Genomic DNA, 12,417 nt, shown 5'->3' with positions numbered 1-12,417 from the left:
CCTACAACATCGTGGCTGCCCACGGTTACTTCGGTCGCCTGATCTTCCAATACGCCTCCTTCAACAACAGCCGCAGCCTTCACTTCTTCCTGGCTGCCTGGCCCGTCGTTGGCATCTGGTTCACCGCCCTGGGCGTCAGCACCATGGCCTTCAACCTGAACGGCTTCAACTTCAACCAGTCGATCCTGGATTCCCAGGGTCGTGTGCTGAACACCTGGGCTGACGTGCTGAACCGCGCCAACCTCGGTATGGAAGTGATGCACGAGCGCAACGCTCACAACTTCCCCCTCGACCTGGCTGCTGCTGAGTCCACCCCCGTGGCTCTGACCGCACCTGCCATCGGCTGAGGTTGATCCTCAAACCAAAAGGTTCAATCTCGGTTGAACCAGAAGCCCCCTCGCAAGAGGGGGCTTTTTGTTGTTTGAGATCAGGGCGACAGACTGAAGGAATGAGTCGCCGGCTCCAACTCATCTTGATTGCTGGTCTCTTGGCATTCGGCTGGAGCCAACGGGACAGCCATCTGAGCCAGGGCTGCTACTGGATGACAGGGGTTCTGCCCTCTGGCCTGATCGAGGCCGCGAGCGAATTGGCCTCGATCAGCAGTTACCCACGCCAAACGGTGGACAGTGACACGCTGATCGCGAGCTGGTGTGAGCCGTTGCGCCAGCAGCCCTAGGCCTTGGTCCAGGTCACAGGCCTGCGGCGGTTGGGATAGAGCTCCTGACAGAGGGGACAGACCCGCCCATCACAACCACGAGCCGTGCAGAACTCCCTGCCGTAAAAAATGATCTGCAGGTGCAGCTTGTTCCAGGCGTCCTTGGGGAACAGCCGCTTGAGATCCGTTTCAGTGCGAGCCACGCTGACGCCACTGCTCAAGCCCCAGCGCTGGGCCAAGCGGTGGATGTGGGTGTCCACGGGAAAAGCCGGGACCCCGAAGGCTTGAGCCATCACCACACTGGCGGTCTTATGGCCCACCCCCGGCAGCGCCTCGAGGGCTGAAAAACTGGCGGGGACCTCACCCCCATGGCGCTCCAGCAGGAGCTCCGCGAGACGCTTGACGTTGCGAGCCTTGGTTTTCGCCAAGCCCAGCTGTCTGATGTGGCCCAGGATTTCGGACTCAGGCAGCGCCGCCATGGCCTGGGGTGTTGCTCCAGCCGCAAAGAGGGCTGGCGTGACCTCGTTGACCTTCTTATCCGTGCACTGGGCACTGAGTAAGACAGCGATCAACAGGGTGAAGGGATCGCTGTGGTCCAACGGGACCGGCGTCTCGGGGTAATGCTCCTCAAGGCGCTGCATGATCAGCGCCGCGCGCTCCTGCTTCCTCAAGACCGAACGCTGCTGCAACCAAAGCCCAGTTTGTAGGCTCGCACCAGCGCACTCAGCCCATGGGAAGCAGCTTCGGCGATCTCTTCCGCATCAGCACCTTCGGCGAATCCCACGGCGGCGGGGTTGGCGTGATTGTGGAGGGTTGTCCGCCGCGACTGGAACTCGACCTCGAGGCGATCCAAGCCGAGCTGGATCGACGCAAACCAGGCCAAAGCAAGATCACAACCCCCCGCAAAGAAGACGATCGGGTGGAAGTCCTCAGTGGTCTGCTCGATGGGGTCACCCTCGGCACCCCGATCGCGATGGTGGTGCGCAACAAAGACCAGCGTCCCCAGGACTACAAGGAGATGGAGGTGGCCTTCCGCCCCTCCCACGCCGATGCCACCTACCAAGCGAAATACGGCATCCAGGCCCGCAGTGGTGGCGGGCGCGCCTCAGCGCGGGAGACGATCGGTCGGGTCGCCGCTGGGGCCATCGCCAAGCAGCTGCTGAGCAAAGCCCACGGCACAGAAGTGGTGGCCTGGGTCAAACGCATTCATGACATCGAGGCCGAGATCGATCCAGCAGCGGTGACCCTTGAGGCCGTCGAAAGCAACATCGTGCGCTGCCCCAATGCCGCTGTTGCGGAGCGGATGATCGAGCGGATCGAAGCCATCGGGCGGGAAGGGGACTCCTGCGGTGGCGTGATCGAGTGTGTGGTTCGCGGCGTACCCGCCGGCTTGGGCATGCCCGTCTTCGACAAGCTTGAGGCCGATCTGGCCAAGGCGGTGATGTCCCTACCGGCCACCAAAGGCTTTGAGATCGGCTCCGGATTTGCCGGAACCTTGCTCAAGGGCAGCGAACACAACGATGCGTTCTTGCCCACTGGAGATGGCAGCCTGCACACCGCCACCAACAACTCCGGCGGAATTCAGGGGGGGATCAGCAACGGCGAGGCGATCGTGATCCGCGTGGCCTTCAAGCCAACGGCCACGATCCGCAAGGCCCAACAAACGATCAATGCCCGGGGTGAGGCCACGACCCTGGAAGCAAAAGGTCGGCACGACCCCTGCGTGTTGCCCAGGGCCGTACCGATGGTGGAGGCGATGGTCGCCCTTGTGCTGGCTGATCACCTGCTGCGGCAGCAGGGTCAGTGCAGCCTCTGGTGAGAGCGGATCAACGCAGGCTGGTCAGCTGAGCAGCGCCGTTGTTGCCGTTGGTCGAGGGTGCGGAACCCAAACGGCCGACGGCCTTCGCCATCCGCTTCGCCACTGAGCCACCGCGGGTGGCCCCGGTCTTCTTCACCGGGTTGCGTGCTGCTTTTTTCGCAACCGGCTTGGCCTTGGGCGCAACCTTGGATTTCGCGGCAGCTGCAGGCTTGGCCTTCGCGGCAGTGCTCGCAGCTTTCTTCGGAGCCGCTTTCTTCACCGCTGTGGCTTTCGCCGCAGGCTTGGCCTTGGCGGCAGCCCGCTTGGTGGTGGTTGCCGATGCCTTTTTGGCAGCGGTCTTCTTGGGGGCGGCTTTCTTGGGCGCCGCTTTACTGATGGTGCTGCGGCTGCGGTGGCTCAGGATCAGAGCCCATTCCGCATCCGAGAGGTTCGCGGGCTTGGCGCCATGGGCATTGGCGAGCTTGGCCGCTTTCTCAATGTCGGAAATGAGGTTTTTCCAAGAGGTCGCGAAACGCTTGTCGGATTGCGACTTGGCTCCGCTTTCAACCAGGGTCTCGACGACCCCAGCTGCAGAGACTTTCTTGCGGCGGCGATTGAAAATCTCCTTTTGGAGCTGAGCGATCAGAGCATCAGCTTTATCGCTCAACTTGATGGTGAGTTGAGACATAGGTCGAAAGACGTCTATCCCATGAGTAACACTCTGGACTCAACCTGACAACAAGTCGCCATTGGCGCGCTGCTCGAGCCATGCCAGCAGCGCCGTCAACCCTGGCCGCAATTGCAGGGGTTGCTGTGGCCCTTGAGACGTCTCAAACAAGCTCCCTCCCAAGGCCACCGCATCGACTCCGGACTCCAACCAGAGACGTGCATCCAGGGCTGACAACCCTCCTGCCGCAATGCAATAGGGCAATGGCGACAGGGGTCCTGCAAGCGAGTTCCAATAGCTCGGACCCAGGCTGCTGGCCGGGAAAAGCTTCACCGCGGGCGCACCCAAGGCCTGGGCCCGTGCCACTTCCGACGGGGTGTAGACACCAGGAATCAAGGTGATCCCGGCCTGTTGCGCTTTCGCCAAAAGCTCAGGCTCAAGGATGGGCGAGACGACATAGTCCAAACCGGCGGATTGAGCAGCCGCCAATCCCTTCAGGCATCGCACCGACGCAGCACCGAGGCGCAGGGATGGAAAGGACTGGCGCAGCTCCACCGCCAACGCAACCCAGGCGGGAGTGAGAGCAACCGCCAACTCGACATGGCGCAGACCTGCATCAACCAGCAGGTTCAGTTGTTGCTGGGCCTGCTGACGCTCAGAAACACGAAGCACCGCCAGCACAGGCTGGCGGTGCAATCCCCTGAGAAGCCCAGAGGGATCTGAGGCGAAGACCTCAGACGTATTCAGCAACTCGGACATCGCTGCGGATCAACAGCTCTTGAAGATCCTCAGCATCCACGGTCTCGCGCTCAACGAGCATCTCGGCGAGCTCATCAAGAACGCTGCGGTTGCCGTTGAGAACGGCGATCGCCCGCTTGTAGGCCTCTGCCACCAGCAAGCTGACCTCTTCATCGATCGCAGCGGCGGTGTCTTCCGAGAAGTCACGCTCAGCTGCGATGTCACGGCCGAGGAACATGCCGCCCTGGCTGCGGCCCAGGGCCACAGGACCGAGGCGATCGCTCATGCCAAAGCGCGTGACCATCTGACGGGCCACCCGGGCCACCTGCTGGAGGTCGTTGGAGGCGCCGGTGGTGACTTCGTCTTCGCCATAGACGATCTCTTCGGCAACCCGGCCACCCAGGGCAACAGCCATCTGGTTCTGGAGATAGGCGCGGGAGTAGAGACCGGACTCCATGCGCTCTTCACTGGGGGTGAAGAAGGTCAGACCGCCAGCGTTACCGCGGGGAATGATCGAGATCTTCTGCACCGGGTCGTAGTCGGGCATCAGGGCGCCAACCAAGGCGTGACCGGCCTCGTGATAGGCCACAAGGCGCTTGCGCTTCTCGCTCATCACCCGGTCCTTCTTCTCAGGACCAGCCATGACCCGCTCAATCGCATCATTCACCTCGTCCATGGAGACTTCGGTGAGCTGACGGCGAGCCGCCAGGATCGCGGCTTCGTTGAGGAGGTTGGCGAGATCGGCGCCGGTGTAGCCAGGGGTCCGGCGGGCAATCTTGTCGAGATCAACGTCCTTGGAGAGGGTCTTGCCGCGGGCATGGACCCCAAGGATCTGGAGACGACCGGCGTAGTCCGGGCGATCGACGACCACCTGGCGATCGAAACGACCGGGACGCATCAGTGCTGCATCCAGAACGTCAGGGCGGTTGGTTGCCGCGACGATGATGATGCCGGTGTTGCCCTCAAAGCCATCCATCTCCGTCAGGAGCTGGTTGAGGGTTTGTTCACGCTCGTCATTGCCACCGCCGAGTCCAGCGCCGCGTTGACGACCGACGGCGTCGATCTCGTCGATGAAGACGATGCAAGGGGCGTTCTTCTTGGCCTGCTCAAACAGGTCACGGACGCGGCTGGCGCCCACACCAACGAACATCTCGACGAACTCCGAACCGGAGATCGAGAAGAAGGGGACACCGGCCTCGCCGGCAACGGCCTTCGCCAGAAGGGTCTTACCGGTGCCCGGAGGACCCACCAGCAGGACACCTTTGGGGATCTTCGCGCCGACGGCGGTAAAGCGGTCGGGGTTCTTGAGGAAGTCGACGACCTCGGTCAACTCGAGCTTGGCGCCTTCAATGCCGGCCACATCACCAAAGGTGACCTGGGTCTCGGGCTCCATCTGAACCCGGGCCTTGCTCTTGCCGAAGTTCATCGCGGGGTTGCCGCCACCGCCCTGGGCGCGGCGCAGCAGGAAGAACAGGCCACCCAGCAGCAGCAGGGGGAAAATCAGGGAACCAATGGCCTGCTGCCAAGCCTGGGGCTGACGGGAGGGCTCAACGGCGATATCGACCTTGTGACCTTCCAGGAGCTTCAGCAGGTCCTTGTCAGGAGCAAGGTTGACCACGGCGCGCTGGCCGTCGTTCTCCACCACCTGGGCCGTGCCCCGATCGGGAGCGATCAGCACCCGGGAGACCTCGTTGGCTTCAACGGCTTCCACGAAGTCGCTGTAGCGGAGGGTGCGCGGCGCATTGGCGGGATCAGGACGATCCAGGAAGGCCGTGCCAACGGCGATCACCACTACGGCTAGGAGGACGTAAAGCCCCGCATTGCGCCAGCGCTTCTTCACTTGCTTCTCCGCTTGTTCGAGGACAGTGATTAAGGAATGTTAACCGGACTCAGGCTGCTGAACGCAGAACCTCGACAACGCTCTTGAAGGCGAACCATTCGGGGATTTCCTCACCGCCGCGCAGCATCTGGCGGAACTGGGTGCCGCTCAGCTTGCGGATGTGCAGACCGCGGGCATCGGCGTGCTCAGCCGTCACGTAGCCCTCTTCCTCGGTGTAGACGAGGTTCAAGGACGGCACGGTCTCCATGCCCAGTTCAGGAGCGTTCTCACGGGCGAAGTCCTGGGCCTGATACGGGCCATAGAAGTCCTCACCGCTGATGGAGGACTTACAGCCAGCCATGTCGCGGCCAATGATGAAGTGGGTGCAGCCGTAGTTCTTGCGGATGATCATGTGCTGCAGCGCCTCCCGGGGCCCAGCCATGTGCATCGAGTAGGGGAGGTAGGCCCAACGGATGCGGGGGTTGTTCACCTCAGCGGCCAGGCGCTCATAGGTCTGGAAGCGAACAGCACCGGGGATGTCGTCGTCCTGGGTCGGTCCGCAGGTGGGGTGCACCAGGACCACGCCCTGATCGCTCACGTTGGTGGCATCGAGGGCCCGGGTGAAGAGCTCGTAGTGGGCGCGGTGGATCGGATTGCGGCACTGGAAGGCCACGACGTCCTCGCCCTCAGGCAGGTTGGCGCGCACCTCAGCCGGGGTTTTGCAGGGGAAGACACGCTCGGGCAGCTCCAGGCCTTGGATCGAGCCACCCAGGTAGAAGCGACCGCGCTCGGTGGCGATCATCTTCACGGCAGGGTGCTCCAGGGAGGAGGTGCCGTAGCAACCGACGGCTTCACGGGCCTTGTCGGGCTCCCACTTGCTCTCGACCGTCATCACCGCCAGCTCTTGACCGCGATAGGTCAGCAGCAGCTTTTGGCCGACGGCGATGTCATCGCGATCGGTATCCATCACGATCGGCAGGCCAAAGAGAAGGCCGCTGGTGGTGCGGTTCTTCTCCACCACCGAGAGATAGTCGTCCTGGTGCATGAAGCCGCGCAGCGGCGAGAAGCCACCCACCATCAGCAGCTCGACGTCGCAGGCATTGCGATCGGAGCACTCAACAACGTGATCCACGCCGGCCTTGAGCGCATCACGCTGATCGGCAGGCACCCGCAGGTCCACAAGGGTGCCGCCGTGGGGAGCGATCAAACCCGAACGGGTTGCTGCAGCTGCGGAGGTCATGGCGGCGAGGGATGGATCCAATGCCGGCGATTCTCCCAGAGCACTCGGGAAACCATGAAAAAGGGGGCTCCGAAGAGCCCCCTAATCAAACGTTCTGAGACCGGGAAGGGGATCAGGCCTTCTCGAGGCGGCCGTAGAGCTGACCAACGATCTTGACGTCGACAGGGTCATGGCTGCCCATGTCGGTGTCAGAGGGCTGAACAGCGGTGAAGACGCCTGCGAACTCACCGGTGGAGGCATCCACCTTGGTGATGGAGAGGTTCATCTCACCGGTGCCGTCGATGTAGCGCTTGCTGTTCTCACGGGCCAGCTCATCGTCCTGACCGTTCAGAGCAATCAGACCTTGGGCGTACTGAACACCGGTGGTCAGTGCACGACCCTTGGGATCGAGGAAGTTGGAGGTGCGGTAGCTGGGAACGCGATAAGCACCGTTGAGGTCGGTGCTGGTGCTGATGGCGGCGCCATCAGCGGTGGCGTCGAGCTCCTTGGAGGAGAAGGTGAAAGGCACTTCCTCACCACCGGGCAGCAGCACGGTGACGATCTGGAAGTCGATGCCGCCGAGCTCCTTGAAGTTGATGCCGTTACCGGTCACGGCCAGATCGCCGTAGACCTGATCGAGGCTGGTGGTGAAACGGGTCAGGATCTTGGTGGCCACGAACTGGGCCTCCTGACGCTTGTTGGCGGGCTCGCCCTTCACGTACACCTCAGCGGGGTGCATGCAGACCTCGCGCAGCTGGTACTTGGTGTTGCTGTCGAGGGGGATGGACCCGCGGGCGGAGTCAGGAAGGGTCGGGCAGTCGTTGGCCAGACCGGTGTTGTGGATGTCGTCGTAGGTCAGATCAGCCCGATCAATAGCCTTCGCGCCGCCACTGCAAGCGGTCACGAGGGTCAAACAAAGGGCCAGCACGACGGCCAGCAAAGGACGGAAACGCATGGGGAGAAACCGGTCTGGCGGGGAAAACCTCAGGGATTGGGGTACGCCCGATCGGGATACTACCGGTGCAAAACGCCCATTCCGCGTACCATGTCGCGGCTCTCAACAACCTGTATGCGAGAGCGGCCGATTGAATTCCTTTATGAGCGACGCCAGCACCACCACACAGATCGACGAGAGCCTGGTCCGAGGCGACTGGGAAGCCCGCCTGAGCTCAGAGCTGGAGAGCCTCGAAGAGCTGGCCGCCGAGGTGGATGGTGAAGCACAGGCCCTTCTCCTGCTGCTGCGCCGGCTCGAGGAGCTGCACCGCACGATCCAGGACGGTGCCTTCCGCTCCAGCCTCCCTTCTGATCGCGGCGAGCTCTTCAACCTGCTGAAGGGCATGGAGAAAAGCGGCGGCTGGCCCTACATCCCCCGCCTGCAGCTCCGCACCTTTATGGATCTGCTTCAGAACGACGACGATTCAGCCATGGCCGCCTGAACAGGCCGCCAGAGCGGTCAGCAGCCGATGCGCCAAGGCGAGCTTGCCCATCGGTTCAACCCGCTGAACCGCCTCACCAGGGCCAAGGATCCAGCCCTCATTGGACAAGCCACCAAATCCTGCTCCCGGCGCATCAATCGGGTTTGCGAAGAGCAGGTCGCATCCTTTGCGTGCCCACTTGGCCTGGGCCTGAGGCAGCACATCCCCGGTGTGGGCCGCGAAGCCGAGGATCCCTTGCCCAGCCGGACGGCGCTCGACCAGTCCCCGCAGAACATCCGGGATGGGCTCCCAACCCGCCTCCATCGCCAGCGCTAGGTCCTGCTTGTCGGGTTTGTGGCTGAAGCGTTGCTTCGGGCGGTGGTCCGCAACAGCCGCGGCCATCGCAATCGCATCGGCCTTGGGCTGAAGCGCCTCGAGGGACGCCTGCAGCTCCGCTCCGGTCTCAATCGGATGGCAGTGCAGACCATCGAGCCAAGCCGGCTCGAGCTGGAGGGGCCCATGCACCAGATCCACCTCAGCCCCGCGCAGACGAGCGGCCTGGGCAAGCAGGACCCCCATGCGACCGCTGCTGGGATTCGTGATGCAACGGGCTGGATCAAACCACTCGCGGGTGGGGCCAGCACTCACCAGCAGCCGACGTCCCTGCCAATCGCGCTGCCAACCCCAGAGCGCCAGGGACTCCAGCGCCAGCAGCAGGGATTCAGGCTCCGCCATCCGCCCAGCCCCTTCGCGATCACAGGCCAGCAGTCCGGCGCCGGGCCCCAAGGGCAAGACCCGCTCGAAGTCCTGGAGGGTTTGCCAATTGCGGCTGACCCCCGGTGAAGCCCACATGGCTGTATTCATCGCCGCAGCCGCCAGGACTGGCGCTTCCGTGGCCAGCAGCAGAGAGGCCAGGAGGGTGTCGCCCAGCCCGTAGACCCAGCGGCCCAGGCTGGTGGCCGACAACGGGGCCAGCAGCACCAGCTCTGCCCACTCGGCCAACTCCACATGCAGCGGGCGGGCGGCGGTGTGACTCCACTGGTCGGCGTCCAGATAGCAGCGCTGACGGCTGAGGCTGGCCAGGGCCACCGGACTGACCAGTTGCGCAGCGCTGGGGGTCAGGACACAACGCACCTCGGCGCCGCGCTTGGCCAAAGCACTGACCACCAGCGGGAGCTTGACCGCGGCGATGCTGCCGCTGATCCCGACCAGAACGCGACGCCCCTTGAGGGGATCAGCCAAGGACTCAGTCCTCATCGAAGGGCTCTTGATCCACCAGGTGCACGTAGGGCCGCGCCAGCTCCGGACGGTGAATGGCGATGGCACGGAGCAGGTGCCAATCGTTCAAGGCCGCAAACGGACTGGGGTAGTCGTCCTGATCCAAACGACGCCCCAGTTCCTCCATCGAGGCCTCGGTCTGGGCAGCGATCAACTCAGGGGTGATGGAAGGGGAAGCGGTCATGGCCGTTGAAGACTGATAAGTTCTGGCCAGGACAAGGATTCTTCCTGGTCTTTCGGGGGAATTAGCTCAGCTGGTAGAGCGCTGCGATCGCACCGCAGAGGTCAGGGGTTCGAGTCCCCTATTCTCCATCCACCCTTGAAGTCCCTGTGCGGATCTGGCCATGAACTGGAAACCAGAAGCAGAGGCCAAGCTCAAGGAGATCCCTTTTTTTGTGCGCCCAGCCGCCCGCAAACGGATTGAAGGGATGGCCAACGAGGCTGGCCTGGATGTGATCGACGAAGCCTTTTTCGAGGACGCCAAGGCCAAGTTCGGCCAGAAGTAGGGCCGCGATCCACCCTTGTGGGGTTTGACGGGCTGGCTGCGGCCAAGTCTCTGCTAAAGGGCGATGGGGTAAAAGGGTTTAGCTTTCGAGACCTTTCCCGCTCATGTCGCAGTCGAAGCGCGAGCAAGTGGTGAGCCACCTGCGTTACATCCGCCAAGAACTGCGCGAGATGCATCAAGGCGTGATGGAAGACGGTCTCCTGCCTGAAGCCGGCGAGGTGCGTGGCGTGATGGCCCAGATGGAGGCACTGCTGGAACTGCTGGAAGGCAAGGGCAGCCGCAAAGCCAAAGATGCCGACAGCTGAAGTCAGCTGATCCACTCAGCCCGGGGATACCCGGGCTTTTTTAATGCCCCTGCGGTAAACCTCAAGGCAACCAGACCACACCGACTCCCCTGACCCTGACGCCCCCACCTCAGCGCACCAGGCTGCAGCGCAACCTGGGTGGAGCCTGGCCGCGCCTAGAGCGCTGGGCGAGCAATCCCTGGCGACGGCTCTCGGTGCTGCTGATCGTGCTGCTGAGCACATTCTTCCTGGGGAATGCCATCGCCACCCTCACGGGCGCGCGCTCCTTTCTGGATCCCCCAGCTGCCCTGCTCTGCGTCTTGGCAATCGAAGCCGCGATTCGCCTGAGGGGCCCACTGCTGCGGAACACCAGCAACCGTTTGGGTCTACAGCTCTTGGACATGAGCCGAGTGGGGTTTTGCTATGGCCTGCTGCTGGAAGGCTTCAAGCTGCTCTGAGCTAGCCGGCGGCCAGGAGATAGAGCAGGGCCATCCGAATCGGGATGCCGTTGGTGACCTGCTCCTCCACCAGACAGAGCGCCGGGTCATCCAACAGAGCACCACTCATCTCGACCCCACGGTTGACCGGACCGGGATGGAGCACAGGAATCTTGCCCTGCAGGCGCCCATGGGTGAGGCCAAAACGGCGGTGGTAACTCTCCAGGCTGGTGAGCAGGTTTTGGTTCATCCGCTCCTTCTGCAGGCGCAGGGTCATCACGGCATCGGCGCCGACCAAGGCCTGATCGAGATCGCGCTCGATCCGGATGCGGCCCCGTTTGGCGACTGGGTCGCTGGCCTGCCCTGGCGGCGGGGCGTCCACGAACTGCTCAAAGGCCTGCGGCAGCAGGGTGGCGGGCCCGCAGAGCACCACCTCGGCGCCGCAGGCGGTCAGGGCCCAGAGGTTGGAGCGGGCCACACGGGAATGGAGGATGTCGCCGACGATCACAATCCGCCGGCCCCGCAGCGCTTCAGGCGTTGGGCTCTCGGGGTTGAACTGACGCGCCAGGGAAAACAGGTCCAGCAGTCCCTGGCTGGGATGGCTGTGCAGGCCGTCTCCACCGTTTAAGACCGCCACGCGATCACCGCTGAGGTCAAGGTCGTGGGCCAACGAGGCGGGAATCCCGGTGCAGCGGTGACGCACCACCAGCAAGTCAGCTCCCATGGCCACATAGGTGCGCACCGTGTCGAGCAGGCTCTCCCCTTTGCTGAGGGAACTGGAGGAGGGAGAGAAGCTCTGGACATCCGCCGACAACCGTTTGGCCGCCAGCTCGAAGCTGCTGCGAGTGCGGGTGCTGGGCTCAAAAAACAGGGTGGTGACGAGCTTGCCCTGCAGGGCTGGCAGCTTGCGGGCGCCACTGGTGGGCATCGCCCGAAACCGCTGGGCCAGCTCTAAAACAGTGGTGTAGTCCTCAAGCGAGAAGGCCGCCAGATCCAGCACATGGCGGTGGGTCCAGTCGCTCAAGGTCTGAGGCAAGCGTCAACAGCAGGCTAGAAGCCCGCGACGCAAGAGGCCACGTCCCAGGCCTCGGCCAGGGGTGGACTGCGATCTCCCTTGGCACGTCGACTGATGCTGCGGCTGCTGCGGAGGTACCAGCGCCAAGGCCAGTCCTGCCCCTGACTGATGCCGATGCGGGTGGTTTGAACCAGCTCCGCTTCACTCAGCTCTGGAAACCGAGGTGCCAGCCAAAGACCCTGCGCAGGGCTGCTGGGGCAGCAGTCATGACTTCGGTCCAGGCCAAAGCGGCGAGCCAGCAGGGCCGGACCCGCGGCAATCCGCTCCGGCTCCCCCGGCATCGCCAGGGCACGCAGCAGAACGCCGTTGGCCCAGTCAGCCCTGTGGGTCACCACGTTCACGCAGTGGTGAATGCCATAGCTCACATAGACATAAAAACGCCCTGGCTCACCAAAGAGCGTTTCGTTGCTGGGGGAGCGGCGGCGGTAGCCGTGGCAGGCGGGGTCGTCCTGGGAATACGCCTCGGTTTCCACCACCACGCCCCAAAGCAAGCTGCCGTCCTCTTGGCGTTTCACCAGCAGGCAACC

Annotated in this window: 16 protein-coding genes, 1 tRNA gene and 1 pseudogene; 8 read left to right on the top strand and 10 right to left on the bottom strand. The window is 63.4% G+C overall.

Annotated elements, in window-relative coordinates; genetic code table 11:
* Together QZ186_RS10185 and QZ186_RS10180 are read left to right on the top strand one after the other, a co-directional pair.
* A pseudogene (locus tag QZ186_RS10185) lies at positions 1-347 on the top strand (photosystem II q(b) protein); the annotation flags it as partial.
* A gap of 101 nt (positions 348-448) precedes the next feature.
* The gene (locus tag QZ186_RS10180) at positions 449-676 is read left to right on the top strand and encodes a hypothetical protein (RefSeq protein WP_296416668.1); all 228 of its coding nucleotides are present in this window, start codon (positions 449-451) and stop codon (positions 674-676) included.
* Here QZ186_RS10180 and nth read toward each other — a convergent pair.
* On the bottom strand, positions 673-1,326 hold the full coding sequence (nth, locus tag QZ186_RS10175; RefSeq protein ID WP_296416669.1) for an endonuclease III: 654 nt from the start codon (positions 1,324-1,326) through the stop codon (positions 673-675). The genes QZ186_RS10180 and nth overlap by 4 nt on opposite strands.
* 59 nt (positions 1,327-1,385) lie before the next feature.
* On the opposite strand from nth, the gene aroC reads away from it, so the two are divergent.
* Positions 1,386-2,474 (top strand): chorismate synthase, encoded by a 1,089-nt coding sequence (gene aroC / locus QZ186_RS10170; RefSeq protein WP_010314571.1) that lies wholly within the window; start codon positions 1,386-1,388, stop codon positions 2,472-2,474.
* A 7-nt stretch (positions 2,475-2,481) separates the two neighbouring features.
* On the opposite strand, the gene QZ186_RS10165 is transcribed toward aroC, so the two are convergent.
* The 5 genes from QZ186_RS10165 to QZ186_RS10145 all read right to left on the bottom strand — a co-directional run bounded on the left by QZ186_RS10165 (position 2,482) and on the right by QZ186_RS10145 (position 7,851).
* Positions 2,482-3,141 (bottom strand): hypothetical protein, encoded by a 660-nt coding sequence (locus QZ186_RS10165; protein WP_247476284.1) that lies wholly within the window; start codon positions 3,139-3,141, stop codon positions 2,482-2,484.
* Between the two features lie 39 nt (positions 3,142-3,180).
* Positions 3,181-3,879 (bottom strand): bifunctional 4-hydroxy-2-oxoglutarate aldolase/2-dehydro-3-deoxy-phosphogluconate aldolase, encoded by a 699-nt coding sequence (locus tag QZ186_RS10160; protein ID WP_296416667.1) that lies wholly within the window; start codon positions 3,877-3,879, stop codon positions 3,181-3,183.
* Entirely contained in the window at positions 3,854-5,698 is a 1,845-nt protein-coding gene (gene ftsH3, locus QZ186_RS10155) for an ATP-dependent zinc metalloprotease FtsH3 (RefSeq protein ID WP_010314566.1), read from the bottom strand. The genes QZ186_RS10160 and ftsH3 overlap by 26 nt, the downstream gene beginning before the upstream one ends.
* A gap of 49 nt (positions 5,699-5,747) precedes the next feature.
* A complete protein-coding gene (gene sat, locus QZ186_RS10150) occupies positions 5,748-6,917 on the bottom strand; it encodes a sulfate adenylyltransferase (RefSeq protein ID WP_296416666.1) in 1,170 nt (389 codons plus the stop codon).
* Between the two features lie 112 nt (positions 6,918-7,029).
* Complete coding sequence (locus QZ186_RS10145; RefSeq protein WP_010314562.1) at positions 7,030-7,851, bottom strand: photosystem II manganese-stabilizing polypeptide; 822 nt, start codon at positions 7,849-7,851, stop codon at positions 7,030-7,032.
* A gap of 142 nt (positions 7,852-7,993) precedes the next feature.
* Between QZ186_RS10145 and QZ186_RS10140 the strand changes: the two genes are divergently transcribed.
* Positions 7,994-8,332, top strand: a complete 339-nt coding sequence (locus QZ186_RS10140; protein ID WP_010314559.1) for a hypothetical protein — start codon at positions 7,994-7,996, stop codon at positions 8,330-8,332.
* Here the strand turns inward: QZ186_RS10140 and coaBC are convergent.
* Positions 8,315-9,568, bottom strand: a complete 1,254-nt coding sequence (gene coaBC / locus QZ186_RS10135) for a bifunctional phosphopantothenoylcysteine decarboxylase/phosphopantothenate--cysteine ligase CoaBC (RefSeq protein WP_296416665.1) — start codon at positions 9,566-9,568, stop codon at positions 8,315-8,317. The genes QZ186_RS10140 and coaBC overlap by 18 nt on opposite strands.
* A complete protein-coding gene (locus QZ186_RS10130) occupies positions 9,558-9,773 on the bottom strand; it encodes a DUF2555 domain-containing protein (protein WP_010314555.1) in 216 nt (71 codons plus the stop codon). The genes coaBC and QZ186_RS10130 overlap by 11 nt, the downstream gene beginning before the upstream one ends.
* A gap of 55 nt (positions 9,774-9,828) precedes the next feature.
* Between QZ186_RS10130 and QZ186_RS10125 the strand changes: the two genes are divergently transcribed.
* The 4 genes from QZ186_RS10125 to QZ186_RS10110 all read left to right on the top strand — a co-directional run bounded on the left by QZ186_RS10125 (position 9,829) and on the right by QZ186_RS10110 (position 10,836).
* Positions 9,829-9,901: transfer RNA gene (locus QZ186_RS10125), tRNA-Ala, on the top strand.
* A gap of 32 nt (positions 9,902-9,933) precedes the next feature.
* Positions 9,934-10,095 (top strand): PCP reductase family protein, encoded by a 162-nt coding sequence (locus QZ186_RS10120; RefSeq protein ID WP_010314554.1) that lies wholly within the window; start codon positions 9,934-9,936, stop codon positions 10,093-10,095.
* Between the two features lie 103 nt (positions 10,096-10,198).
* A complete protein-coding gene (locus QZ186_RS10115) occupies positions 10,199-10,399 on the top strand; it encodes a hypothetical protein (protein WP_010314552.1) in 201 nt (66 codons plus the stop codon).
* Between the two features lie 194 nt (positions 10,400-10,593).
* Positions 10,594-10,836: a DUF565 domain-containing protein gene (locus QZ186_RS10110; protein WP_010314550.1), complete on the top strand. Its 243-nt coding sequence runs from the start codon at positions 10,594-10,596 to the stop codon at positions 10,834-10,836.
* Between the two features lies 1 nt (position 10,837).
* Here QZ186_RS10110 and QZ186_RS10105 read toward each other — a convergent pair whose 3' ends face one another.
* Both QZ186_RS10105 and QZ186_RS10100 read right to left on the bottom strand, forming a co-directional pair.
* Positions 10,838-11,839 carry an aspartate carbamoyltransferase catalytic subunit gene (locus QZ186_RS10105; protein WP_247476290.1) on the bottom strand — a complete coding sequence of 334 codons (1,002 nt, stop codon included), beginning with the start codon at positions 11,837-11,839 and terminating at the stop codon, positions 10,838-10,840.
* A 26-nt stretch (positions 11,840-11,865) separates the two neighbouring features.
* On the bottom strand, positions 11,866-12,417 hold a 552-nt coding region (locus QZ186_RS10100), incomplete at its 5' end, for a DNA-3-methyladenine glycosylase (RefSeq protein ID WP_296416664.1).

The sequence above is a fragment of the Vulcanococcus sp. DEBay_Sum29NL08_54 genome (genome assembly GCF_017859255.1).
Lineage (GTDB): Bacteria > Cyanobacteriota > Cyanobacteriia > PCC-6307 > Cyanobiaceae > Vulcanococcus.
This window is presented reverse-complemented; position numbering and strand designations above follow the sequence as displayed.